Source organism: Paenibacillus sp. SER-28, assembly GCF_052906305.1.
The window spans coordinates 81129-106561 of record NZ_JBRECM010000004.1 but is presented as its reverse complement, the minus strand read 5'-3'; the positions used below and the strand labels follow the sequence as shown (position 1 = coordinate 106561).

General features: G+C 46.5%; 21 protein-coding genes. 13 read left to right on the top strand and 8 right to left on the bottom strand.

What is annotated here, in order from left to right; genetic code table 11:
• Nucleotides 1–99: 99 nt before the first annotated feature.
• From ACUYLD_RS12990 to ACUYLD_RS12975, 4 genes are all read right to left on the bottom strand, one after another.
• Nucleotides 100–804: a Crp/Fnr family transcriptional regulator gene (locus tag ACUYLD_RS12990; protein ID WP_254326386.1), complete on the bottom strand. Its 705-nt coding sequence runs from the start codon at nucleotides 802–804 to the stop codon at nucleotides 100–102.
• Nucleotides 805–865: 61 nt separating this feature from the next.
• A complete protein-coding gene (gene rd / locus ACUYLD_RS12985) occupies nucleotides 866–1036 on the bottom strand; it encodes a rubredoxin (RefSeq protein WP_007432984.1) in 171 nt (56 codons plus the stop codon).
• A 2-nt stretch (nucleotides 1037–1038) separates the two neighbouring features.
• Nucleotides 1039–2232 carry an NAD(P)/FAD-dependent oxidoreductase gene (locus ACUYLD_RS12980; protein ID WP_446675226.1) on the bottom strand — a complete coding sequence of 398 codons (1194 nt, stop codon included), beginning with the start codon at nucleotides 2230–2232 and terminating at the stop codon, nucleotides 1039–1041.
• 36 nt (nucleotides 2233–2268) lie between these two features.
• The gene (locus ACUYLD_RS12975; protein WP_103047230.1) at nucleotides 2269–3504 is read right to left on the bottom strand and encodes an FprA family A-type flavoprotein; all 1236 of its coding nucleotides are present in this window, start codon (nucleotides 3502–3504) and stop codon (nucleotides 2269–2271) included.
• Between the two features lie 227 nt (nucleotides 3505–3731).
• Between ACUYLD_RS12975 and ACUYLD_RS12970 the strand changes: the two genes are divergently transcribed.
• The 8 genes from ACUYLD_RS12970 (at nucleotide 3732) to ACUYLD_RS12935 (ending at nucleotide 15080) form a co-directional block, all read left to right on the top strand.
• Nucleotides 3732–4073: a cupin domain-containing protein gene (locus tag ACUYLD_RS12970; RefSeq protein WP_103047231.1), complete on the top strand. Its 342-nt coding sequence runs from the start codon at nucleotides 3732–3734 to the stop codon at nucleotides 4071–4073.
• A gap of 191 nt (nucleotides 4074–4264) precedes the next feature.
• Nucleotides 4265–5038, top strand: a complete 774-nt coding sequence (locus tag ACUYLD_RS12965; RefSeq protein ID WP_061829491.1) for a class I SAM-dependent methyltransferase — start codon at nucleotides 4265–4267, stop codon at nucleotides 5036–5038.
• A 270-nt stretch (nucleotides 5039–5308) separates the two neighbouring features.
• The gene (locus ACUYLD_RS12960) at nucleotides 5309–6940 is read left to right on the top strand and encodes a response regulator transcription factor (RefSeq protein WP_446675225.1); all 1632 of its coding nucleotides are present in this window, start codon (nucleotides 5309–5311) and stop codon (nucleotides 6938–6940) included.
• Entirely contained in the window at nucleotides 6937–8700 is a 1764-nt protein-coding gene (locus ACUYLD_RS12955) for a sensor histidine kinase (protein WP_446675224.1), read from the top strand. Before ACUYLD_RS12960 ends, ACUYLD_RS12955 begins: the two co-directional genes overlap by 4 nt.
• A 210-nt stretch (nucleotides 8701–8910) precedes the next feature.
• Nucleotides 8911–10578: an ABC transporter substrate-binding protein gene (locus ACUYLD_RS12950; protein ID WP_069290651.1), complete on the top strand. Its 1668-nt coding sequence runs from the start codon at nucleotides 8911–8913 to the stop codon at nucleotides 10576–10578.
• A 14-nt stretch (nucleotides 10579–10592) separates the two neighbouring features.
• Entirely contained in the window at nucleotides 10593–11573 is a 981-nt protein-coding gene (locus ACUYLD_RS12945; protein ID WP_165178022.1) for an ABC transporter permease, read from the top strand.
• 389 nt (nucleotides 11574–11962) lie between these two features.
• Entirely contained in the window at nucleotides 11963–12886 is a 924-nt protein-coding gene (locus tag ACUYLD_RS12940) for a carbohydrate ABC transporter permease (RefSeq protein WP_446675223.1), read from the top strand.
• Nucleotides 12887–12947: 61 nt separating this feature from the next.
• Nucleotides 12948–15080: an endo-1,4-beta-xylanase gene (locus tag ACUYLD_RS12935; protein WP_446675222.1), complete on the top strand. Its 2133-nt coding sequence runs from the start codon at nucleotides 12948–12950 to the stop codon at nucleotides 15078–15080.
• Nucleotides 15081–15221: 141 nt separating this feature from the next.
• Here ACUYLD_RS12935 and hxlB read toward each other — a convergent pair whose 3' ends face one another.
• Nucleotides 15222–15779: a 6-phospho-3-hexuloisomerase gene (gene hxlB, locus ACUYLD_RS12930; protein ID WP_250260134.1), complete on the bottom strand. Its 558-nt coding sequence runs from the start codon at nucleotides 15777–15779 to the stop codon at nucleotides 15222–15224.
• Between the two features lie 5 nt (nucleotides 15780–15784).
• On the bottom strand, nucleotides 15785–16420 hold the full coding sequence (hxlA, locus tag ACUYLD_RS12925) for a 3-hexulose-6-phosphate synthase (RefSeq protein ID WP_013312540.1): 636 nt from the start codon (nucleotides 16418–16420) through the stop codon (nucleotides 15785–15787).
• A gap of 446 nt (nucleotides 16421–16866) precedes the next feature.
• Here hxlA and ACUYLD_RS12920 point away from each other — a divergent pair, with 446 nt between their 5' ends.
• Nucleotides 16867–17742, top strand: coding sequence for a DNA-binding protein (locus ACUYLD_RS12920; RefSeq protein WP_250260135.1), 876 nt, complete (start codon nucleotides 16867–16869; stop codon nucleotides 17740–17742).
• A 185-nt stretch (nucleotides 17743–17927) separates the two neighbouring features.
• Here the strand turns inward: ACUYLD_RS12920 and ACUYLD_RS12915 are convergent, their stop codons facing one another.
• Nucleotides 17928–18764 (bottom strand): methyl-accepting chemotaxis protein, encoded by an 837-nt coding sequence (locus tag ACUYLD_RS12915; RefSeq protein ID WP_069290645.1) that lies wholly within the window; start codon nucleotides 18762–18764, stop codon nucleotides 17928–17930.
• Between the two features lie 200 nt (nucleotides 18765–18964).
• Complete coding sequence (pepT, locus tag ACUYLD_RS12910; protein ID WP_061829481.1) at nucleotides 18965–20200, bottom strand: peptidase T; 1236 nt, start codon at nucleotides 20198–20200, stop codon at nucleotides 18965–18967.
• A 179-nt stretch (nucleotides 20201–20379) separates the two neighbouring features.
• Between pepT and ACUYLD_RS12905 the strand changes: the two genes are divergently transcribed.
• The 4 genes from ACUYLD_RS12905 (at nucleotide 20380) to ACUYLD_RS12890 (ending at nucleotide 25357) form a co-directional block, all read left to right on the top strand.
• A complete protein-coding gene (locus tag ACUYLD_RS12905; protein WP_446675221.1) occupies nucleotides 20380–21444 on the top strand; it encodes a LacI family DNA-binding transcriptional regulator in 1065 nt (354 codons plus the stop codon).
• A gap of 200 nt (nucleotides 21445–21644) precedes the next feature.
• Complete coding sequence (locus tag ACUYLD_RS12900; RefSeq protein WP_446675220.1) at nucleotides 21645–23939, top strand: glycoside hydrolase family 2 protein; 2295 nt, start codon at nucleotides 21645–21647, stop codon at nucleotides 23937–23939.
• 242 nt (nucleotides 23940–24181) lie between these two features.
• Nucleotides 24182–24469: a hypothetical protein gene (locus tag ACUYLD_RS12895; RefSeq protein WP_061829478.1), complete on the top strand. Its 288-nt coding sequence runs from the start codon at nucleotides 24182–24184 to the stop codon at nucleotides 24467–24469.
• A gap of 147 nt (nucleotides 24470–24616) precedes the next feature.
• Nucleotides 24617–25357, top strand: a complete 741-nt coding sequence (locus ACUYLD_RS12890; RefSeq protein WP_023990900.1) for a Bax inhibitor-1/YccA family protein — start codon at nucleotides 24617–24619, stop codon at nucleotides 25355–25357.
• Nucleotides 25358–25433 lie beyond the last annotated feature (76 nt).

Genomic DNA, 25433 nt, shown 5'->3' with positions numbered 1-25433 from the left:
TAACGAAATGGAAGTGGTTGATAGATCAACTGCAATCCATAAGTTAAAGAAGCGGTTTTTTGTTGTCCTCATGTTAGAGTAACATTGTATCTATGTGTCTCAATCCATATATTCGTTCAGTTTCTGTACATCGCAGATGGTAATCTCTCTTGTACCCCTGCTATGAATAATCCCCAGCTGTTCAAATTTTCCGAATTTGCGACTGATGGTTTCGCGGGTGACACCCACATAATTAGCCATTTCCTCGCGTGAAAGGGGGAGGTTTATTTTAATGTAGGAACCATCCGGCTTGCCGTATTTATGTCCAAGCTCAAGAATCATATAGGCGATGCGGATTTCCGGGTCTTTGGTAGCTAGGCTTTGAGCCAGGTTTTCGGTATGTGCCAAGCGTTTAGTAATGGTTTTGAGCAGCTTCAAAGAGATATCGGGATTGTTGCGGATCAACTGCTCCATATCATCCTTGGTGAGCATACAAATATCAGTATCTTTTAAGGCATACGCACTAAAGTTACTCAGCTCATCGCTGTTAAATATGTTCAACTCGCCAAAAAAATCGCCAGTTGTCAGAATGTGCAGAATTTGCTCCTTGCCCTGAGGCGTCATCTTCAGTAGCTTGACATGCCCGCTTTTAATAATGTACAGCGTATCGGATGCTTGTTCCTCGATAATCAGGGCTTCACCCTTCTGATATTTTCGGTGTCGGATCATGGAGCTGACCTTACACAAATCTTCGCAGGACAAAGAGGAAAAGATAGGCACTTTGCGGGCACAGGGCTCTTTTTCGCACTGGCAGGGACAGGACATCTCATTCACATTCATTCACTCCATTCATAAACCGGAAACTACAGGTTATAGCGCATGGTTGTTATTCTGTATCATCTATTGGGGCAAAATGACTTTGATCCTCACCGCAGACTGGACAAACCCAGTCTTCTGGAAGATCCTCAAACGCTGTACCAGGCATAACGTCTTCATCGGGGTCACCGATAGCAGGATCATAAATGTATCCACAGGGCTGACAAACGTATTTTTTCATCTCTAGTTCTCCTTGTCATTCAAAATTTTTGTAAGCTCTGGTGCGTCCGGTTTGAGTCCCTGCATGATGGCTGTTTTGTATGGTAGTGAAGCAAGGGCATCTCCAAAGCCAATAACGCCGCAGATAGAGCCGTTTTGTATGAACATACGTGTATAAGAAGCTCGATTTTTAATAATCAGGCTGGTGTCGCAGACTTGTTCATCTACCAGACCGATGGAAAAGAGAGGAGATTCATAGCAGTTTGAAAGGGTTACAGAGAGGGGACGCTGATAGCTGACGGATGCGCCCGCCATATTAGCGCCTGCTATTTTTCCCTGCTCCATTGCGCTTTCCCATAACCCATCTACTCTACTTTGAAATTCGGCTGCATCACCTGCTGCATAGATATTGGCGGAGCTGGTCTCCATCTGCGCATTCACCAGAATGCCTTGTCCAATATCAAGGCCGATTTGGCGAGCAAGCTCCGTATTCGGTACAATTCCGATAGAGTACACGACATGCTCGCAAGGGATAACAGAGCCGTCCTGTAGTTCCACACCTTCTACGTGATCTGTGCCTTTAATACGTTTTACGCCTTGCCCAAGGTGGATCTGAGTACCCCGTTCGGTCATTTGATCGGTCAAAATAGCGGAGGCCTTTTCATCTAGCTGGCGGGGCATAAGCCGATGCGAAGCTTCCAGTATGGTTACAGCATACCCGGCTTGCTGGAAGGACCAGGCGGTTTCCACGCCTTGAATACCGCCCCCGATGATACATATCCGGTCTCCCTGTCGCAATTCCGCTTTAAGGCTATCTGCATCTTGTCGAAAACGGATATTGTGAACGTTCCTTAGAGAAGCCCCATCCAGCACAAGCTTACGGTTGTGAGCTCCTGTACACAGCAGCAGCTTGTCATAAGCAACGGTTTGTCCATCTATTGTTTTGATAGTACAATCCTCTGGATGTATCTCGGTTATCTTGATGCCGGAATACACATGAATTCGTTGATTGGCAAACCATTTTTCCTTTTTGATCAGGATTTTGTCACTGTGCAAATCAGTAAATAGTCCCTTGGAAAGTTTGACTCTGTTATACGGAAAGGATGCTTCCTCCCCGTAAATAGAAATTTCGGCCAGCTCATCATGATCTCTAATCGCTTTTGCCGCGTTGACGGCGGCGACACTGCCTCCGATAATAACGTAGTGTTGGTTACCCATTCAGTATCTCTCCTATTCGCTATACGCTACTGTGTTTTAAATAACACTAAGCAGTAGATCTGAGACAAATTCAGCGGCATTTTTAATTTTTTTCACTTTTTCAACTTCTGTAGGAGAGAAACGAATACGTACCGGGAATTCCACATGGGTCATACCCGTTGATTTGATTACATCTGAAGTGCTTTGGACCTTCATATTAGTACCGTTCAAGTAATCCTGTACAACTTCAATGGCTTCCCCGCTCCAGCCGTAGGAACCAAAGGCAGCAGCCAGCTTGCCTTCCAGATTCATCTTTTGCATTTGTTGCAATAGGTCTTCCAGCTTGCCCGTCATATCGGCATATTTAGTAGAGCTACCGACGAACACAGCATCTGCTGAGGCAATACTATTCAATATTTCTGTTTCATCCGCTTTATCCACGTCCCATAGCTCCACCTTGATTTGGTTCTCCAAAAAGCAGTCCTTCAGGATGTTTGCCATTTTTTTAGTATTATTTTTTAGGGTGGCATAGACAATCGCTACTTTTTTATCTTCCTTGGTTTCGGTACTCATAGAGGCGTACAAATCAATAAACTTGGCAATATCATGCCGGATCGCGAAGCCGTGGGAAGGCGCAATCATCTCAATATCCAGATCGGCAACAGCTTCGATTAATGTGCGCACATATCTGCGATGTGGATGAATAATAGCCTGATAGTATCCGATAAAGTCCTCGGTGATATCAAAACCAGCCTCATCGGCAAATAGATGCTCTACAGCCACGTGTGTACTGAAAATATCGCAAGGGAACAAGATTTTATCTTCTATACAATACGTAATCATGGTTTCTTCTGTATGCAGATAAGGAGTTTCTTTGAACAGCAGCGTTTTGCCTCCAATGTCCAGTTGATCCCCATCCTTGATTACGAGGAAGTTGCGATGCTGAAGCTTGTACATTTGTTGAATTTCCGGAACGGCAATCTCAGTGCAGACAATCGTAGCGTTCGTTGCCTTGGAAGCAAGTGCCGCCAATCCGCCCGAGTGATCTGGTTCCGTGTGATTGACGATGATATATTGAATATCCAATGGATCGATCAATTCGGCTACAGCTTCGGCAAATTCTCTACCGAACGCCATATCCACGGTATCCACAATGGTTGGCTTTCCGGTTTTTAATAGATATGCATTATAAGTTGTACCCTTTGATAGTAGAAGACGATGAAAGGGAACCTCACGATTATCAATTTTTCCTACCCAATAAATATCCTTTGCCAGCTTGAATCCGGGCTTCATAGGAATAACCTCCTGCTTGTTATTGTTTTAGCATCTTGCATAATCGATTCTAGTTGGATGTGTCGATGAAAAAGATGATTGAAATCAAATTTTAAAATAATTAAAAGTATTTTTTACTTAAATTTAGTTTTGTGATTGCAATCACAAGGCGAGCGAAATAATCCAATACAATAAAGGTATTCATCCATCTTAAGCAAATTTAATTTCAAACAGGAGCGTGAACCAATATGAAAAAATCAAACCTCATTCAATTTCAGGAATATAAGGAAGCAGCGTTTACAAAACGAATTGTGCATAAGGAAGCCGACAATGTAATTTTTATTCTCAACTTTACTCCTAATGCTGAGTTGCCAACACATAATCACCCAGGAGCGAATGTATATTTGCTTGTTCTTGAAGGCAGCGGTATTGTAACTGTGAACGGCGAAGCAACGGAAGTTGTCCAAGGGGATATCATTCATGTTACGGGCGATGAACACTTTTCCTATCGTGGCGGTGCAGAGGCAAATTCCAGTCTGCATGTAGTGTTGACCCAAACGCCAAGTGAAAGCTATGCGCAGAACATATAAAAGAGGATACAGCACCATCATTGTATAAATGGAGCATTGGCATAAATCGTAAGAGTGGGTCTCCAATTGGCAATATATAGATATTGCATAATGCAACATGCTCATATCAAAAAAAGAAAAAGGTTATTTTTTTACACTCGTATTGATAATGAATATCATTATCAAATTTTAAGAAGAGGTGTTAATAGCCAATGCAGACAGTAGATTACAAACAGGTGCCAGGGCACTGGATATTAGCAAGTCTCGGTAAGCGCGTGCTTAGGCCCGGAGGGTTAAAAACGACACGTTGGATGATAGAGGGACTTGACGTAACCGGGCAGGATGAGGTTATTGAGTTTGCCCCCGGATTGGGTATAACTGCCCAAATCACACTGCGGCTTAATCCCCGTCGTTATATTGCGATTGAACAGAATGAGAAGGCGGCTTCTATCGTAAAAACGTATGCAAGCGGAGCAAATCGGGAAGTCATTATTGCCGATGCTGAACAGGTTCCGTTGCCGGATGCCTCTGCGACGGTGGTATATGGGGAAGCCATGCTGACGATGCACACAAGGGCCAAGAAGGCGCAGATTATTTCGGAAGCCAGGCGGCTTTTGAAAGTAGGCGGGAAGTATGCAATTCATGAGATGTGCCTTGCTTCTAACCATATTGAGCCTACGCTCAGAAAACAAATTTACAAGGATTTGGCTGTAGCCATGAGAGTTAATGCGACACCGCTGACGGTGTCAGAGTGGGAACAGCTGCTGAAAGAGGAAGGCTTTAAGGTCGTTAAAATCTATACGGTTCCCATGCACTTATTGCATCTGCCACGTATCATTCAGGACGAGGGCTGGTTGAGATTTGGGAAAATTGCCTTTAACCTTATGCGTAACCATGCTGCCCGGACAAGGGTTATGGGTATGCGCAAGCAGTTTGTAAAGTACGCCGACCATCTGCAAGCGGTCAGTATCATCGCTGAGCGATAGCCTGAATTCACGAATAAGAGAATAAAGCTTTTTACGCAATAGCAAAAAAAGGAGACGAACCCCTATTCAGGGATTCGTCTCCTTTTTGTATATTTGCTGCTTTGGCTTGGCTGCTGGCGTGCACATGCTTTGCACCCCTCTATTCGTCATATAATAGGCGTAACGAAAATTTCCAATTCCTGATGTTTTACATTACCATAGTGACTGAGATCATTGGAATAGTTAACCCAAATAATAAAATAGGCATACTTCAAAAGGAGGAAGCGTGTTATGAAGCTGCATCGAGCCATTGTGGTGGATGATGAAACCTTTACTCGTAAAGGGCTGCTTCAACTCATGGATTGGCAAGCCTGTGGTTTTGAAGTCGTAGGAGAAGCTGATAACGGTGAGGATGCGCTGGAGCTAATCAGCCGTATTCACCCGGACCTGGTCATTACCGATATTCGTATGCCTGTGCTGGACGGATTAGAGCTGATTCGGTCTGTGCTCGAACAGAGTACAGAACATCCCGCGTTTATTATCTTAAGCGGCTATAGTGATTTTGCTTATGCGCAGCAGGCAATCCGCTATGGGGTTCATGATTTTATGCTTAAGCCGATTGATGAGGGTGACTTTTCGGCTACATTGCGCAAGCTGAGTGAAAGACTGCATCGTGAACAGCAGAATGCGCAACGATATCAGAATCACCATGCAGGTGGGCTGTTAGAGACTGTAATGATGAACCCGGTGGATGATGTAGTGGTGACACAGTGGGAGCAGCAGCTACGGCTTGGGGAAGCCACTTATATGTACTATGTACTCGTCGAGCTGAATGACCAACATCCCTGGCGCTCCGGTGACAATAATATCATGCTATCGCTTTTCCAATTCAGGGAGCTTATAGAGCAAGCGCTTCATCGTTTAATGGATGGCAAGTACCCTCTCTATGTTCATGAGCATCGTAACCGGATTGGCCTTATCGTACCGGACTTCCTTTTGGAGTGTTTTGAAGGCAAGGTCGAAGTTTTTATGAAAGCGCTACAACGCGAGATAGAGGGGATGAAGACACTAAAAGATCAGCTGGGAAGTCGAGTTTTCATCTATGCAGGTAAGCCTGTGAATCGGTTGCAGGATATCCAGCAGTCCTATGCCTGTGCGAAGGAGGCAGTGCTCCATAAATACATTTATGACCATGGCGGTATTGTTGTATATCTACAGGAGGAAATGCCACCACTTCACTATAGGACCATCCCTCAGGACGTACTGGATCGCTTGACGGAACAAGTTGAGGAACTGCGGTTGGATGAGCTGCGTGTGGCCGTGGATTATGTATTTAGCAGCTTTCGGGAGGAGTGTTATGCTCCTGAGGCTATGAAAATGAGTCTGCATCAGTGCGTACTTAGTATCGTTCGGGTCATTCAAAACATGCAGGGAGATGAGCGCTCACTTCAGTCACTAGAACCGATGATGAACTGGCAGGACATGAACCTGTCCCTGGGTGAACTACAGCGATTGTTTACAGCTTTTGCAGAGGAAAGTGGAAGGTATATTGGGGTTCTGCGCAAGGATTGTCAGCAGGGAGGCATCCAGCACATCCGTGCTTACATTGAGCAGCATGCCGCCGAGAATATAAGCCTGAAAAGTATTGCGGCTCGCTTTTACATGAACCCGGTATACCTCGGTCAATTGTTCAGAAAAACGTATGGTGTGTACTTTAACGAATTTCTGCTGAAATTGCGCGTTCAGGAGGCGAAACGCTTGTTGCGGCAGACGGATCTGCGGATTTATGAAATTGCTGAGCGCGTGGGCTTCGGCAGTTCAGACTATTTTGTTACCCAGTTTGAAAAGATGGCGCATGCCACACCAAGCGAATACCGCAACAGCCTGATTGTTGGCAACGAGTCAGAGAGGGCCGGCGAATGAAGATACTGAGAATGACTCTTGATCATGTGCGACTGCGAGATAAAATGCTGCTGCTTTATTTTCTCTGTGTTTTTACGCCTGTAGTGCTGACCAATCTGATTTTTTACCATGTCACCTCGCAAAATGTGAAAGAACAGCGTATGCAGGATATTTCGCGCGCACTGGAACAGATTAAAATTGAATTTTACCGTGAATTTGAAGATGCGATGGAAATCTCGTCCATCTTTTATACGGATCATCAGCTCAATGAGGTATTGGAAGAAACATATCCCCACCCTGCTGACTATATCGCCGCTTATGACTCTTATTTACGTCATATCTTGAACAACACTTACAGTCCTGCATACCATTCCGTAGGTGGAATTACGATCTACACCAATAATTCAACGCTGCTGAATTCCGGGGGAATCAGCTTTATAGATGAGGGAGTCAGAAGTTTGCCCTGGTATACCAAAATCTCGCCTGGACGCCAGTCCAAGCCTATATTTGTACGTACCGATGACAGCACAGGTGAACAGGTGTACCCTTTTAGCCTGATTCGGCGGATGAACTACTTTTATTCCCAAAATGGTCGTGAAAAAATACTGAAAATAGAACTGCGAATGTCGTCCATTCGGGAGATTTTCAATAACCTGAATTTGCAGGGAAGTCTCTTTCTGCTGAACGAACGAGGGGGAATCGAATATACAACGGACCCCAAAGTGGATATAAACCACAAACATGTGGCCTATAACACTCTCAAGCTGCCCGAGGACACCATGGAGTTCAAGACAAATTATGTGCTTACGAGCAATCTGAATGGCTGGAGCATTGTGGCTGCGGTATCGAGAGATGCAGTGCTGTATGAAATGCAGGAATCTCGCAATTTTGTGCTCTTGTTAACCTGTGTAAATATGCTGCTGCCTACATTAATCATTATTTGGATTACACGTTCGTTGAACGTGAGGATTCATCGTATTTTAAAGCACATGAAGAAGGTGAAAAACCAGCATTTTGAGCTGATTCGCGGTACAGAGTCGAGAGATGAAATCGGGCAATTAACAGGTGAGTTTAATCGGATGACGCTGAAAATAAAGCGACTGATTAACGATGTCTATATGGCCGATATACAGCGAAAAAATCTGGAAATTCAGCGCAGGCATGCCCAGTTGAATGCACTTCACAGTCAGATCAACCCACATTTTCTGTTCAATGCACTGGAGACGATTCGCATGCGGAGCTTGATGAAGCATGAGGATGAGACAGCGCGCATTATTCATAACATGGCACGGATTTTCCGCAATTCGCTGGTGTGGAACAAGGATCGGGTTACTTTGCGGGAGGAGCTGGAGCTGATCCGTTGTTTTCTGGAAATTCAGCAATATCGCTTTGGTGAGCGAATACAGTACGAAGTGCAGGCGCGCTCTGAAGACTTGGACAATCTGCTTCCCAAAATGGTCGCGCTGACACTGGTTGAAAATGCAAGCATCCACGGCATTGAGCCGCTAAAGCATGGAGGACGCATTGAGATTCATTTTGAGCATGAGGAAGGACAACTGATTCTAACGGTTCGGGATGATGGGGTGGGCATGTCTGAGGAACAGGTACAACGCTTGTATGGTTACATGCAAAGGCAGGAAGAAATGGGTGAGCGTATAGGTCTACAAAATGTCATATATCGTCTTAAACTTTACTACGGGAGCCGCTTTGAGCTTGCCATTCGCAGTGCACCCGGCGAGGGTACGGAGATTCGAATTAGGATTCCTGCGGATCGGGAGTGAGGTGGAGAGCAGTACCTATTTTGCGTTGAAGGACCTTTACCTATAGTTTTCTAAGTAACACCTTTAGATTGACAGGTGAACGAAATGAACAGCATTTTATAAAATGAAAGTGCTTACAATTTAGGGTGTGCGGGATTCTCAGTGCTTGAGGTACGTGCGCACGATATTCACACACAATCGACAAAAGAGGGAGAAAGGGGAGGGTCTGGCATGACAAGCAAAAGGTTCGGAATCATCACTCTGGTAATGGTTATGATGGCGTCTATGATCGCTGCTTGCTCAGGGAGCTCGGGCAAGGAGCCGGCGTCAGGAGATAGCAAGGAGAAGGTCACATTCACGTATTTTAATGCCACTGCGGGGAGGGACATTAATACCAATGAAACGCGGATCGGCAAAATCCTGGAGGATCAGACGGGGGTAAACTGGAAGCTGGAGCATTTGGTGGGTGATTCCAATACGAAGATCGGTACATTTATTGCCAGTAACGATTACCCGGATGTGATAGTGCCGGATGGCACGATCGATAAGCTGCTGGATGCCGGGGCTTTTATTCCCCTGAATGATTTGATCGACAAATATGGACCAAATATTAAGCGTGTATATGGACCGTACTACAACTTGATGAAGGCGGAGGATGGGAACATTTACTTTCTGCCGCTAAGTGCGGTGGTAGGCGATTATTTACCTGCGCCTAACTTAGAGCAAGGAGCCTTTTGGGTGCAACGCAGGGTATTAAAAGAAGCGGGATATCCAAAAATCAAAACACTTGACGAGTATTTAGCTCTGATTCGTAACTATGCGAAAAAGCATGCAGATGAGGGCTTGACTGGGTACCTAGCGTTAACCACGCAGGATAGGTTTTATGCTCTTACGAACGCGCCGATGCATCTGGCAGGCTATCCGAATGATGGCGGCACGATTATTGATATGAAAACACACCGGGCCACGGATTATGGAGATATGGAAATCACAAAGCGGTATCTGAAAGAGCTAAATCAGCTCAATGTAGAGGGCCTATTTGATAAATCGTCCTTTGTGGACAATTACGATCAATATTTGGCAAAGCTGACCTCGGGTAAGGTGCTGGGCTTTTTCGACTACCGCTGGCAGGCGGGGCAGGCCCTGAATAATCTGCAAGAGGCTTCCAAGCAATCGGGCAATGATGATATGGAGTATATAGGGCTGCCTGTTGTATACGACCAGAATATAAAGGATCAGTACATTGATCCGTCGTCATTCGTTAATAACCGGGGCATAGGAATTACGGTCAGTGCCAAGGACCCGGTACGTATCATCAAATTTTTTGACAACCTGCTGACCGATGAAAACCAGATATTATCCAACTGGGGAATCAAGGGAGAAACCTATGATGTAGATAAAAAAGGACGCTTTTACCGGACCGAGGAGCAAATTAAGCAGACCGGTCAGGACGCGTTCCGCGAATCATTCGGGTTCAAATATTTTGAATACAGTTGGCCGCGATACGGTAGCGGTTCTACCCTGCCTGACGGCAACTCAGTTGGCCCCGGACGGCAGCCTGAGGTTGCGCGTATGTCCTACACCGAGGGAGATAAAAAGCTACTAAAAGTCTATGGTGTAGAGTCCTTCTCGCAAATGTTTTCCGCACCTGACGAGCGCCCATGGTATCCGGCCTGGAGTATTCCGATTGCTCAAGGCTCAACTGCGCAGCTCTTCCAGCAAAAGAAGGGGGACCTACAGCGCAAATATTTCCCGCGTTTGGTGCTGTCTGCACCGGAGCAGTTTGATGCGATTTGGAATGAATACACCACTGAATTCAACAAGCTGGATGTAAAGGCGTATGAGGAGCTGATCACGAAGGAGGTTGCCAAAAAAATCGAAAATCCCGGTAAAAAATAAAGGAGGAAGCAGCTATGGGCCACTCGTCACCACCACCTGTCACGATCTCCTCGGATCATTTGCCGCCCTCGCGGCGAACCGGCTTTAGGGGATTTATGCACAAGCTGAATCAGCAACGGGCACTGGTATGGATGTCCGTCCCTTTTTTAATCTGGCTGTTCATCTTCAAGTATTTGCCCATCTGGGGTTGGACGATTGCCTTTCAGGATTTTAAGCCTGCCCGCAAGTTGCTCGATCAGCAATGGGTCGGATTAAAACATTTCCATTTTCTATTTCAGGATGAACACTTTCTGCGGGTCATGCGCAATACACTGGCGATGAGCTTTATTAATCTGGTGCTGGGTTTTGTCACCGCTATAACATTAGCGATTTTGCTGAATGAGCTTCGTCAGATCATGTTCAAGCGGGTCGTGCAGACGGTCAGCTATCTGCCACATTTTATTTCGTGGGTGGTCGCGGCTAGCATCATCAGTACGGCACTGTCTGCGGATGGCGGCATCATCAATGAGGTGCTGATGTGGCTGGGGTTGATTAAGGAGCCTATTCTGTGGCTGGGCGAGGGAAGCTATTTTTGGGGCATTCTCGGTGCATCGGAGGTATGGAAAAATGTCGGCTGGAACACCATCATTTATTTGGCCGCGATGACGATGATTGATCCCTCGCAGTATGAGGCAGCCGAGATGGACGGAGCAGGGCGTTTTCAGCGGATTTGGCATGTGACATTACCGGGGTTGAAGCCTGTATTTATCATCCTGCTCATTATGAACATTGGCAATTTACTGGAATCCGGCTTTGAGCCGCAATACTTACTGGGCAACGGCATGAACGTGGATTACTCGGAGAATCTGGATATTTTCGTGCTGAAATATGGTATCCAGATGGGTAATTTCTCGCTTTCCATTGCTGCTGGGATGTTCAAAACGGTGGTCAGCTTCATCTTACTGTTTAGCGCCAATCATATTGCGAAGCGGTTAGGGGAGGAGAGATTGTTCTGAAGAAAGAGTGAGTTATGGTGGGGGGACGGCCGCTTCGCGTGCGGATTGTTCTTCCGATCGCTGTTATCCCCGTATTTTCTTATTGGAATAAAGATCATAGGTTAAAATCCGGGGATAAAGGTGAACGCTCCGCTTCTTCAGAACAATTCCGCCCGCTCCGCTGCTACCCGCCGTAAAGTCACTTTTTTTGAGAACTGAGGGTAGTGGCAAGGGGAGAGTTTAAGGAAGGCGCGTGACTCGCGCTTCCTTGGGTAAATGTGCCATTATGGTTGGCTCAGCTTCGCTATCAGCCATTAGAGGCTGTTTTTTAGGACTGTGCTATTCGAAGGAGATAGCAGAGGGTGCGCGATCCAAATGCCTAAACTATTTTTTAGAAAGGAGCGAAAGTCATGGGCAAAGGGAAGGCCGTACACGGGCGATTTCGGGCGCCCTCGGATCGAATTTTTGATGCGTGCAATATCGGGTTTATGCTCTGCCTGATGGTGTTCACGCTCTATCCGTTTTTAAATACGCTGGCGGTTTCGTTAAATGAAGCGAATGATTCGATTCGGGGCGGGATCTATTTGTGGCCGCGTGAATTTACGTGGAGTAATTATGAATTTGTGTTCAAGGAAGCGACGATTTTCCATGCTACGCTGATTTCTGTATTACGTACAGTTGTGGGTACAGTGACTTCGGTGTTTTGCTGCGCGATGGTGGCGTACACGATCAGCCGGCCGGAATATGTGCTGCGCAAATTTGTTTCAATTGCTTTTATTTTAACGATGTATTTTAGCGGTGGATTGATTCCGAACTTTCTCCTGATTCGTGAGCTTGGGATGCTGGGGACTTTCTGGGTGTATGTCGTGCCGGGATTGATTGGGGTGTTTAATGTGATTGTCATTCGCTCCTTTATTGAGGGATTGCCGGAAGGGATTTTGGAGTCGGCGCGTATTGACGGGGCTGGGGAGTTTGCCACTTTTATGCGCATCGTTTTGCCGCTGTGTGTTCCCGTACTGGCGACGGTGTCGCTGTTTACAGCGGTCGCGCAATGGAATTCCTGGTTCGATGTGTTTTTGTACAATTCGTCATATGAGCAATGGAGCACTCTTCAATATGAGCTGATGAAAATACTGCAAAATTCCAACACGTCTGTTAACACTCAGGACTATGCGAGCCAATTCGCTGGTTCGGAAAATCTGGCGAAGTCGGTCACGCCTACCTCAATTCGGGCCACGATGACGATTGTTGCTTCAGTGCCTATTATTTTAGTTTATCCTTTTTTGCAAAAATACTTTGTGAAGGGTATGACCTTGGGAGGTGTCAAAGGATAGTAACTGAAATCCAATAGTGCCCAATACGAATTCAAAAAATTGGAGTACGGGAGGGATTGCTTTGCGGTCATGTTGGGTTAAGCCTTTTTGTCTGGTACTGGCGGGAGCGCTGTTGTTATCGCCTGTCGGTTGGTGGGGAGCGTCTGTGGCGAAGGCAGCTCCGTCTATAGAACATTCCCCGCCCGTTTCGGATATGGTGCTATCGGCGGGTAGTATCCATAAGACCATTGGAACGTATGGATTTGAGCAAGGAAACAGCGATGGCTGGAAGCCGCGAGGAACTTATACCCAAATTGCATCCGTCACGGAAGCAGCATATGGCGGCACGCACAGTCTGAAGGCAACCGCTCGTACAGCGGCTTGGAACGGGGCGGAGCTGGATGTGAAGTCGCTGTTGCAGCCGGATGTGGAGTATGAAATTAGTGGCTATGTGAAGCTGGATGGTCATTCTGCGATTCCGAGCATGGTTAAACTTACAGTGGAGCAGCAGCCGACAGGCGGGACTACGACATGGAAGACGGTAGCGCAGACAGAGACGGCGGATACATCGTGGATCAAACTTCAGGGGAAATATACTTTTACCGGGGGGATGGATGCATTGAAGCTGTATGTGGAAAGCTCGAATCCCGCACAGGCCTACTATGTGGATGAGATAGAAATAACACAGGTATCGAAGACGCCACCGGAGCCGGCCAATGGTATCGTATCCGGGTTTGAAGATGGTACGGCTCAAGGATGGGTGTCCCGTATGGGTACCGAGACCGTACAGGTTTCGGACGCCGATGCACGAAGCGGCTCATACAGTCTGCTGACAACAGGCAGACAAAAGACATATGCCGGACCCAAGCTGGATGTGACTGCTACGATGCAAAAGGGCAGCCGATATACGGTCAGTGCCTGGGTGAAGCTGGCGCCGGGTGAGCAGCCTGCCAAGGTGAGGCTCAGCGTACAGCGTGATCATCAAGGGGATAGTGCGTATGAAACTGTTGTAGGCGACACGGCTACTACGACAGGGGGATGGATGCATTTGTCTGGTACGTATACGCTTGCGCATGATGCAGACACTGTTTCTATGTATTTGGAAACGGCAGAAGGAACGTCTTCCTTTTATATGGATGATTTCGAGCTGTCACTTGTACCACCGCTGGCTATTGAAAAGGACATTCCTTCTTTGCATGGATTATATGGGGGACAGTTTAGCATTGGCACGGCGATTGAAGCCTTCCAGATCGAAGGGGCTTACGGAGAGTTGGTACAGAAGCATTTTAACAGCGTCGTTGCAGGGAATGCGATGAAGCCGATCTCCTTACAACCGTCCGAGGGACAATTCCATTGGGAGGAAGTAGACCAAATTGTGCAGTTTGCTAGACAGCATGGACTGGAAATTCGCTTCCATACTTTGGTGTGGCATAACCAAACTGGGGATTGGATGTTCAAGGATAAGAATGGACAGCCGATGACGCCGACTGCTGAGAATAAAAAGCTTTTGCTGGATCGGCTGGAGACGCATATACGCGCTGTTGCAGCCCGATATAAAAATGTCATCACCGATTGGGATGTGGTGAATGAGGTCATTGATCCTGATCAGCCGGATGGCATGCGCCGCAGCAAGTGGTATCAGATTACCGGTACGGATTATATTGAAAAAGCATTCCGTGTCACGAGGGAAGCGACGGGTCCGAACGCACGGCTATTCATTAACGATTACAACACGCATGAGCCGAAGAAACGGGATTTTCTGTACAATTTGGTACGTGATCTGCTCGCTAAAGGTGTACCGATTGACGGGGTAGGCCACCAATCGCATATCCGCCTGGAGTTTCCCGCTATTAGCGAGATTGAGCAGTCCATAGAAAAGTTTGCTTCACTTGGTCTGGATAATCAAATTACCGAGCTGGATATGGGTCTTTATTCCAATGATACAGATCGCTATGAAACAATTCCAGAATCTATGCTCATCCGGCAGGCTCACCGCTATCGGGCGCTGTTCGATATGTTTTCAAGACAGCAGGAACATATCAGCAATGTGACGATTTGGGGTACGGATGATGGAAATACGTGGCTTAGCACGTTTCCGATAGCCCGGTTGGATAAACCGCTACTATTCGACGAACGGTTAAAGGCCAAATATGCCTATTGGGCACTTGCTGATCCGTCCAAAGTCCCGCCGTTGCCAGCAGGGAATAACGAATAAATGGTTTGAATACATGCCGGGCTTGTTTTGCCTTATTCTATGCTGTATCGAACGTCGCCTTATACAAGCATAAAAGCAGGCTGTTCTTCACATGTGACATGTAAAGAACAGCCTGCTTTGCTATCGTAAAGGAGTGCACTTTTATTCCAAATTGGCGTGTTGACCAAACATAGATTTGGAGGTCAGCTTGCGCAGATCCATCGTTCTGAGTACCAATGCGTCACCGTACAACAGCAGGGTTTGCTCAAACAATGAGCCCATGGGCTGGATCGTCTGGTAGTCCTTGTTGGACCGGTCCTTGGCCGCACCAGGCAGCTTGACGATGATATCGGCCAGTTTGCCAATGGTGGAACCGGGAGAAGTGGTTAGTAGCGCCAGAGAGGCTCCGAGTTTCTTTGCTTTTTCTGCCATGGAGATCAGGCTTTTGGTTTCACCAGAGCCTGAACCGATAATGAGCAGGTCGCCCTCGCCCAAACCGGGAGTTACGGTTTCCCCGACTACGTAAGCTTGAATTCCCATATGCATCAGCCGCATTGCCAGCGAGCGAATCATAAACCCTGAGCGGCCCGCACCTGCCACGAATACCTTATTGGCAACGGCGATGGAATGGATCAGCTGTTCCGATTCCGTATCACTGATCAATTGTGGAACCAATTGTAGCTCCTTGAGTACCTCAGATAAATATTGAGAGGTTTCCATTGGGGTTAACCTTGTTTGATGAGCTGTTGCATTTGGGAAGCTACAGCCTTTTTGTCGTCCTCGCCAGTGATACCACCGCCGACGATAACCAGATCCGGTTGAGCCTTTACGACTTCAGCCAATGTGCTCAGCTTAATACCGCCAGCCACAGCAGTTTTGGAGTTTTTCACGACTTTTTTGACGGTTTGCAGTGCTTCGAACGGGCTTTGTCCTTCAGCTTGCAGATCGTAGCCTGTATGCACACAGATGTAGTCAACGCCCAGAGCGTCGATTTCTTTCGCACGTTGCTCCAGGTTTTTAACACCGATCATATCCACCAGGATTTTTTTGCCGCCTTGTTTTTTCGCTTCTTCTACTGCGCCTTTGATTGTTGCATCTTCAGCTACAGCCAAAATCGTAACGATATCTGCACCAGCCTCGGAAGCTTTTAGCACTTCATAGCCCCCTGCATCCATAACCTTCAGGTCAGCCAGCACTTTCAGATTCGGGAATGCTTCTTTCATTGCTTTTACTGCATGAAGTCCTTCATTGATGACAATCGGCGTACCGATTTCTACGATATCAATATACGACTCTACTTCTTTTACCAATGCAATCCCTTGCGGGATATCTACTAAGTCTAAAGCCAATTGAAGTTCCATGTTATTAACTTCACTCCTTAAGTGAATTTATATTTTGATGAACAGGTACATGCTCTGTTGAGTATCAATCTATACTTTAGTTTCATGCACAGGTTTGATTGTAAGGCCCAGCTACCCGGTTGAAAAGTACGCACTAATTCGTAACGTAGTTACCCCCACGATACTATAGCATCATAAAAACCATCCATGAGAGAGCCTACATTTTGTTTTCTTTTAGCATTATTTCTATAAGGGGAGTCGACTATTCATAACCGATAACCGTACACAGCAATGTAAGGTTGCAAAAAAAGAAGGTAGTGATGATTGAATTGACTTCAAGTTAGGTTTTGACTATATTTGTAATATAATGGTATACAAAAAATGGAGGCTAAGAGTATAACTACCCTGAAGAGTAGCCGCTGTGCTAAGGGGTAATCGCAATTTTCAGGATAGGGAGGCGGGTTTTAGTGGAAGAGGTCCTGAACCAAAGGGAAGCCATTTATTTGTTGTCGGACAGCCACGAACTCGATAAAGCTTGTGAGTTGTTTAGAATCAGCTACACACATAATGATTGGGATGAAGCGAACAAAGTAGCAGACTATCTGCATACGTTGGCTGAAAACCTGTATCACACCCAACTGAGAAATGCTGCAGACGGCAAGTATGAGACATTGGACACCAAACACCCGCTAGTGTTTTATTATGCTTACAGTTATTTGGCGAAATCTATTTACTATCAGAATATGGGCAAGTATGAGGAAGCCAGAAACTATATTATGAAGTATAGCGAAATGGGTTGGTTTATGGGGCTGGATCAGAGCGGTCACGAAGAAGTAGAGAGATTCCGTTTCCTCGCCAAGGCCAATTTATTTACGATTGAATTACTTTCGGGGAGAAGGGAACTTTTGCCTGAGTACGTTCAATTTCTTCACGACAATGACGAGGAGCTACTTCCAGGATTGGTTGGTATTGCCGAAGCAGCTAACCTGAATAATTGGAATATAGACGACCTGCTGAACGATTTTGCCGATGATATTAAGATATTTGAAGGTTATGAAGATAGAGCAAACCGCGTATATTATTTAAAACTGGTCAACCAATTGGCCATTTACCATTTCAAGAAGAAGCAGTATTCTGTTGCCTTAAATTATGTCCTTGATTCTCTGCAATTCTCTGCCAGTGTAGAAGCGGATGCCGATTTCAGGACACTGGTTGCTCTGTTTGAGACTTATCGAGATTTGGCAACACCATCACAGCGAGAGCAATACCAAACCATTTTATTAAGGGGGCTTCATAATGAAAAAGGCATTAATCTCGGTAACTATGGTCTTGGCGTTTCTTAGTATTGCTCTTCCGGTGGGAAATATTTTGGGAGGGTTAGACCCTGTAATTCCTTCAAATCATGGTGTTTTTTCTTATACTGCTTGAGTCAGAATTAGACCTTCAAGCCCGATAGGGCTTTTGTACATAAAAGGAGCACACTTTTACGCATTTGCGATCAGTGTGCTCCCCTCTTTTATGCCAAGATTTATTTTACGACATACGAAGTCAGGTGACTGGCCAGATGTTGCATCGTTTCACTCGCCTTTTGCATACGCTCCATCACTTCAGTGAAAGAGCCTACCAGAGTCGCCTGCTCCTGAGAAGAAGAAACAATTTGCTCAATTTCCTGCTCCATTTGACGCATGGAGTTCTGTACATCCTTAAGGGCTCCTTCAATATCGACCGTCGCCTTTTTGGATTCTACGGATAGCTTGCGCACCTCTTGAGCGACGATACCAAAGCCTGCCCCTGCTTCTCCGACACGCGCGGCCTCGATCGCTGCATTCAATCCAAGCAGGTTGGTTTGATCGGAAATTTCCTTGATGAACACAGCTACCTGATTGATTTTACCCGAGTTTTGTACGGCGATTTGGGTGTTTTTCAAAATCTGTTCACTGGTTGCCTGAAGCTCCTCGGAATGAGCCGCCACATGCTGTACCATATCAATGAGCTGCTCAGTGATGGAAAGGTTCTCGGATACGATTTGATCCAGTTGATTTTTGTTAGTCAAATTATAAGAGGCCGCAAATGCTGCGATGACTTCACCTTTCTCGTCAAATACAGGAATACTGATCATATCAAGAGGAAGCCCTAGAATTTCAGCAGGGATGTGGGTCAGGCTGGGCTCACGTCCATTTTTAAGCATGGCAAAATCTTTATAGTCTTCGAGCAGCTCCGAGCCCGTTTCAAAGCCGAGGTCCATACCCTCCGATTGGGTATACATAAGGACATGAGTGCGGTCGAAGAGAGCAAGAGTCACTTTCTCACGCATAATCTGTTGTATGTAGGGAATGGCTGCAATTAATGCATCTATTGTATTCAAATAGATAACCTACCTTTCTTTACTAGATATATTTTTTATAGTCTCGTATATAGTTGTCGGTCTAAAGACGGATAAAAGTTATAAAGATATTGAAAATTTAAAGGGAAATGAAAGCTTCAGAAAAAAAGGCATACCGTTTCCATTACGGAACGATATGCCTTCTATTTAACCTTAACGTGTCAGTGCTGTGTATAGGTAGTTCACTTACCGCGTTGCTCGAACAGTTGTGCGATTTCCACAATAACCTTGGTAGCAAGTACCATGTTGTCCACCGACACATATTCAAACTTACCATGGTAGTTCTCCCCACCTGTAAAAATATTCGGGGTAGGCAGTCCCATGTAGGATAGCTGTGAACCGTCTGTACCTCCACGAATCGGCTTAATAATGGGTTCGATATTCAGCTTTGTCATTGCTTCATAAGCGACATCGACGATATGCTTGACTGGCTCTATTTTCTCTTTCATGTTGTAATACTGATCTCTCAATTCCAGCGCAATACGGTTTTCTCCATATGCGGCCTGCAGCTCTTTGACTACATTTGTTAAATAAGCTTTCCGGTTTTCAAAGCTCTCGCGGTCAAAATCACGGATAATATAGTATAGCTTAGCTTGTTCTGCCGTGCCTGTAGACTCCAAGAGATGATAGAAGCCATCATATCCGTCTGTATATTCTGGGGCTTCGTTTGCAGGTAACCGACTGTGCAGCTCCATAGCGATTTTGGCAGCGTGGATCATTTTGTTTTTAGCCGTACCGGGATGCACATTCACACCGTGAATGGTAATATGGGCGGCTGCGGCGTTAAAGCTCTCATACTCCAGTTCTCCGAGCGGTCCGCCGTCTACCGTATAGGCATATTCAGCGCCAAAAGCGGCTACATCAAAGCGTTCCGGTCCTCTTCCAATCTCTTCGTCCGGTGTAAAGGCAACGCGAATTTTGCCATGTTGAATTTCTGGATGGTCAATCAGGTAGTGGATAGCTGTCATGATTTCTGCGATCCCGGCTTTGTTGTCTGCACCGAGCAGGGTGGTACCATCTGTTGTGATCAGGGTGTGGCCTTTATATTGAGTTAGTTCGGGAAACTCACGTGGAGAAAGAACCACACCAAGCGAAGCATTCAGCGTGATATCGCCCCCATCATAGTTCTCCGTCAATTGCGGCTTTACCCCTGCGCCAGTCAGTTCGGTAGCCGTATCGAGGTGAGCGAGAAAACCGATGACGGGAACCTCTTTATCCGTATTGGAAGGAAGGGTCGCCATCACATAACCATTATCATCAATAGTTACGTCTGTCATACCAATGGCTTTCAATTCGCCCACCAAGAGGTTGCCCAATGTGAGCTGTCCGGGTGTAGTGGGGCAAGTGTGGCTGCTTTCATCAGATTGGGTATCTACCTGAACGTATGTAGTCAGGCGGTCAATCAGTTCCTGTTTCATGTGTGTATCCTCCTTAGTGTCATTTCTATTATGGTACGTATTTTATCATGATTAGGCTTATAATATGAAAAAAATGGTTGACCCTTTTAGGAATGACGGGTTGTGTTGCACAGGGGAGACGAGTAAGATAATAGTAAAATAAAAGTAAAAATAGAGTAAAACGATTAAAGGAGTCTGCAATGCCTACGTTAAAAGATATCGCCCAGGAGGCAGAGGTTTCGATATCCACGGTCTCCCGAGTGCTGAATTATGATGAAACACTGTCTGTATCAGAGGAAACGCGGCGTAAAATTTTTGAGGTTGCCGAGCGCATGAAATATACGACGGTTAAACGTAAAAATGGCGGTATTGGTCGTCAGCCCCGCAAGAAGGCAGAGGGACCCATCCGGTTAGGTATGGTGCACTGGTTTAGTGCGTACGAGGAACTGGAAGACCCTTATTATCTATCTATTCGGTTTGGCGTGGAAAAAGAGTGCCGCCAAAGTGGGGCGCAGCTGGAGCGTATTTTCAGAAGAGAGGACCTAACTACACTGAAGGCATTATCCGAAGGGCTACATGGACTGATCGTGCTGGGGCATTTTAGCAGTGAAGAGGTAAAACGTATGCTGGAACTGCCCATTCCTTGCGTCTTTCTGGATCATCCGGTAGAGCGTACAGGGGCAGACTATGTGGTCATTGACCTTGCTCACGCTGCGGCTGATGCACTGGATTATTTGATTGGCGCGGGCCATCGTCACATCGGATATGTAGGTATGGGCAAGGATGAGCAGTCCCATGATTCCGAACGAGTCGAGCTAGATGCACGCTATGAGACGTTTTTGCGGTATCAGGAACAGCATAGGCTATGCACGTCGGATGATATTCATGTGTGCGGAGGAACAGCGGCAGACGGCTTCCGTGCGATGGAAGCGGCTATTCTGGCAGGACCAGAAAACCTGCCTACAGCCTTCTTTGTCGCGAGCGATTCGGTAGCTATTGGGGTGTTGAAGGCGCTGGAGCAGCATCAGCTTGCGGTGCCGGAACGTATCTCAATTGTTGGCTTCAATGATATTCCGACAGCGGAATATTTGACCCCATCTCTGTCAACAGTCAAAACGCATACCGAACTGATGGGAGAAACGGGCGTTCAGCTCTTGCTGCATACGGTACGCAACGGTGCAAACGAGGTGGGGCGCAAGGTCATCATTCCGACCGAGCTAATGATTCGCAACAGCAGTGCGCCGCTGCATACCGATGCCAAATAAAATCGACACTATGGATTTGGACAGCTCCGCCTTTCGGGGCTGTTTTTTTGATTATAAAAAGATACAAAAATGGATTGACAATTGCCTTGGAAATGCTTACATTGAACATATATTTATTTTACTAAGTTTTACTCGTCATTTTTACTTAAATATTTTACTATGGTATAAGAGTGGAAAATAAAAGGTTGAGGTGACTGCCCATGCGTACCATTTTGCCGTTGAATGATCAATGGTTTTACCTTCCTGAATATGTCGAGAGCGAAATAAGCGCAGACATTGATGCAGGTCGGTATGAGCCAATTCAGCTGCCGCACACCAATGTAGAGCTTCCGTATAATTATTTTGACGACAAGGCATTTCAGTTTATTTCTACGTATAAAAGAGAGCTGAACATTCCGACAGATGCCAAAGGTAAGCGAGTGTATGTTGATTTTGAAGGAGTCATGACCTATGCCCAGGTATACCTAAACGGGGTAAAAGCGGGGGAGCATAAAGGTGGATATACACCGTTCAGTGTTGAATTGACCGAACTTGCCGAGTATGGCGGCTCCAATGTGCTCACAGTCATTGTCGATTCCACGGAACGGGACGACATCCCTCCCTTTGGGGCAGTCATTGACTATCTGACCTACGGCGGTATTTACCGCGAAGTGCAGCTGCGAATAGTGGAGCCTGTACACCTTGGAACGATATTCATTCAGACACCGGAGCCGCTTGCGGCAAATAAGGCGGTGCGCGTGGTCGTGGAGCTGGAGGGCATCGGCGATCAGCAGGACGACTTGACGGTCGCACTGCAATTGCTGGACGGAGTGAGCGTGAAGGCGGAGACCGAGCTGGCAGCGGTGACAGCGGCGGAAGTAACGCTGGAGCTGAAAGAGCTGGGCGGCCTGCGGCTTTGGGATATAGATGATCCCAAGCTGTATGAAGCGAAGCTGACGCTGCTACGAGGCGGAGAAGAGTTGGATCAGGTGACCGTGCGCTTTGGCTTCCGCGAGGCTGAATTTCAGCCGGACGGTTTTTACTTGAACGGGCGGAAGATCAAGCTGCTCGGCCTGAACCGTCACCAGTCCTATCCGTACGTTGGCTATGCTATGCCCAAAAGAGCGCAGCGTCGTGATGCAGATGTGCTCAAGGAGGAGCTGGGGCTGAATATGGTACGGACATCCCACTACCCTCAGTCCCGTCATTTTCTAGACCGCTGTGATGAGATTGGATTGCTCGTTTTCGAAGAGATTCCGGGTTGGCAGCATATTGGCGGTGAAGCGTGGAAGGAGCAGGCGGTGAGGGACGTAGAGGACATGATTATCCGTGATCGTAATCACCCCTCCATTGTAATCTGGGGCGTACGAATTAATGAGTCGCAGGATGACCATGATCTGTACACGCGTACCAATGAGCTGGCACGAAAACTAGATCCGACCCGTGCTACGGGTGGTGTGCGTTATATTGTAGGCAGTGAGCTGCTGGAAGATGTATATACGATAAATGATTTTGTTCATGATGGTGGGCACAAAAAATATTTGGCGAAGGAAATCCGCAATTTTGATACGTATGACGATACAGAAGGCGTAGATGGCGAAACGACAGGTTTGCGCCAGCCGTCTCTCGTTACAAAGCTGGATCATCCGGTCCCTTATCTGGTAACGGAATATAACGGGCATATGTACCCGACGAAACGTTTTGACCAGGAGGAACGGGTAATGGAGCATGCACTGCGCCATACGCGGGTCCAAAATGCTTCCTATGCCGATGAGGGCATTGCCGGAGCGATTGGCTGGTGTGCTTTTGACTATAACACGCATGCTGATTTTGGTTCCGGTGATAAAATCTGCTACCACGGTGTCATGGATATGTTCCGCCTGCCTAAATTTGCAGCGAGCGTGTACCGGAGCCAGAAGAACGTCGAACAGGAAACCGTTATGGAGCCGGTCACTTACTGGTCTCGTGGCGAGCGAAATATCGGGGGCATCGTGCCGCTGGTTGTGTTCACCAATTGCGATGAGGTGGAGTTCATCTACGGTCATGAGCGCAAAGGTATTTATCGTCCAAACCGAGAGAAGTACCCGGCGCTTCCTCACCCCCCTGTCGTGATCGACGAGCTGACAGGCCACTGGGGCATGAAGTGGGAAGACGCTGTATTCATTGGGTACGTAGATGGGCAAGAAGTGATCCGCAAATACTATTCACGTAATCCGGTGCCGACAGAGCTACGGGTAGCTGCAGATGATATGGTACTGGAAGCTGGCGATTGGGACGTAACCCGAGTAGTAGTGGATGCTCTAGACGAATACGGCAATGCCCTGCCGTTCTATACAGATCCTGTTTCGGTGGAGGTCGAGGGAGTGGGTCAATTGATCGGTCCTTCAAGCTTATCCCTAATTGGTGGACGCATTGCATTCTGGATTCGTACAAAGGGTGAGGTGGGCAATATCCGCGTGAAGGTTTCCGCGCCTTCTCGTTTCGGTTCGCAGGAATTGAGCATTGACGTGCAATAAGGAAGCAAAGGCAACATACAATCCTGCTAACTGCTTTTATACTGTCTGATACTTCTATTATTTAGTAAGGAGTTGTCCGCAGATTCTGAAGGGGATCTGAGAGGGCAACTCCTTTTTTGCATAGGTTAGGGTACGTTAATCTATAAGTCTTTCAAATTGTGTCTTATTACTGAGTCACTTAACGTTACGTTCGTAGATTGGAAGCATAGAATACACTATCAAGCGCAAGGGAGGTGAATCCTATGGCGATTCTATTACCTCAGCAATTCTATTCTCTCGCAGCTAATATTGGTAAATCATACTTTGAAAACTTGAACGGTGGCGCGAATGCTACAATTACCGTTAATAATAACGGTCCGGCACCGATCGATCTTGTCGTAACTCGTGTCAATGCACCTGTGATCACTTATGTTATCCCCCCAACTAACAGCCTCACGTTAGAGGTTGCTTTACTGCTGGTAGCTGCTCTGCAGACTACCGCAGCTGGAGCAGCTACGGGTACGATCCAGATTGCGACAGCTGATTTTTAACCTGTAACGACCTGATCCTCTAACTCTAGCTTTGCCGTATGGCAAGGTTAGAGTTTTTTTGTTTGAAATTTTCTGAAACTTTTTTCATATTGTGCCGATATATACATATAGCATAGCAAACAACAACATCGAAAAGGAGTACCCTGTATGAGCTTTAGCAATCCGGTTTTACGTGATGACATCTTTTTGCGCGAAGATGAAAGAGAAGCAAGTGAACAACGCATGACCATCGGAGGAACGGTGAACAAAACGTTGCTTCTGCTGGTTCTGCTCATCGTCTCTGGAAGTATTACCTGGTACATGACCTACGAAGGAACCGTAGAGGTGCTATCCTTGCTGACGGCAGGCTTTATTGGTATGGCAGGCGTAGCACTTGCGATATCCTTTTTCCCAAAAACGGCTCCATTACTCTCTCCTGTATATGCGATTCTGAGTGGTTTTGCTTTGGGTGGCGTTTCAGCTTTTATGGAGTATGAGTACCCTGGAATTGTAGCCAATGCCATTTTGCTGACCGTGGGTATCTTGTTCTTGATGCTCTTTATGTACACGCAGCGAATCATCAAGGTGACACGCGGCTTTATCTCATTCGTTGTCCTGTGTACGATGGCGATTTTTCTGGTGACGCTGGTTGATTTTATTTTGAACTTTTTCGGTATGAATGTTCCCTATATCCATGAAACAGGTTGGCTGGGTATTGGCATTAGTTTATTTATCGTGATCATTGCGGCTTTGAATCTGCTGGTTGATTTCAATTTTATTGAAGAGCAAGCAGATCAAGGCGCACCAAAATATATGGAATGGTATGGTGCTTTTGCATTGCTGGTGACTCTAGTATGGCTGTATGTACGGATTCTGGATCTGTTGGCCAAATTCAGTAAGAGGGACTAAGTGCAGGGTAAGAAGAAAAGGATGGCTGAATGCCGTCCTTTTTTGTATTAAATAGACGGTTTAAAAATTGCATTTT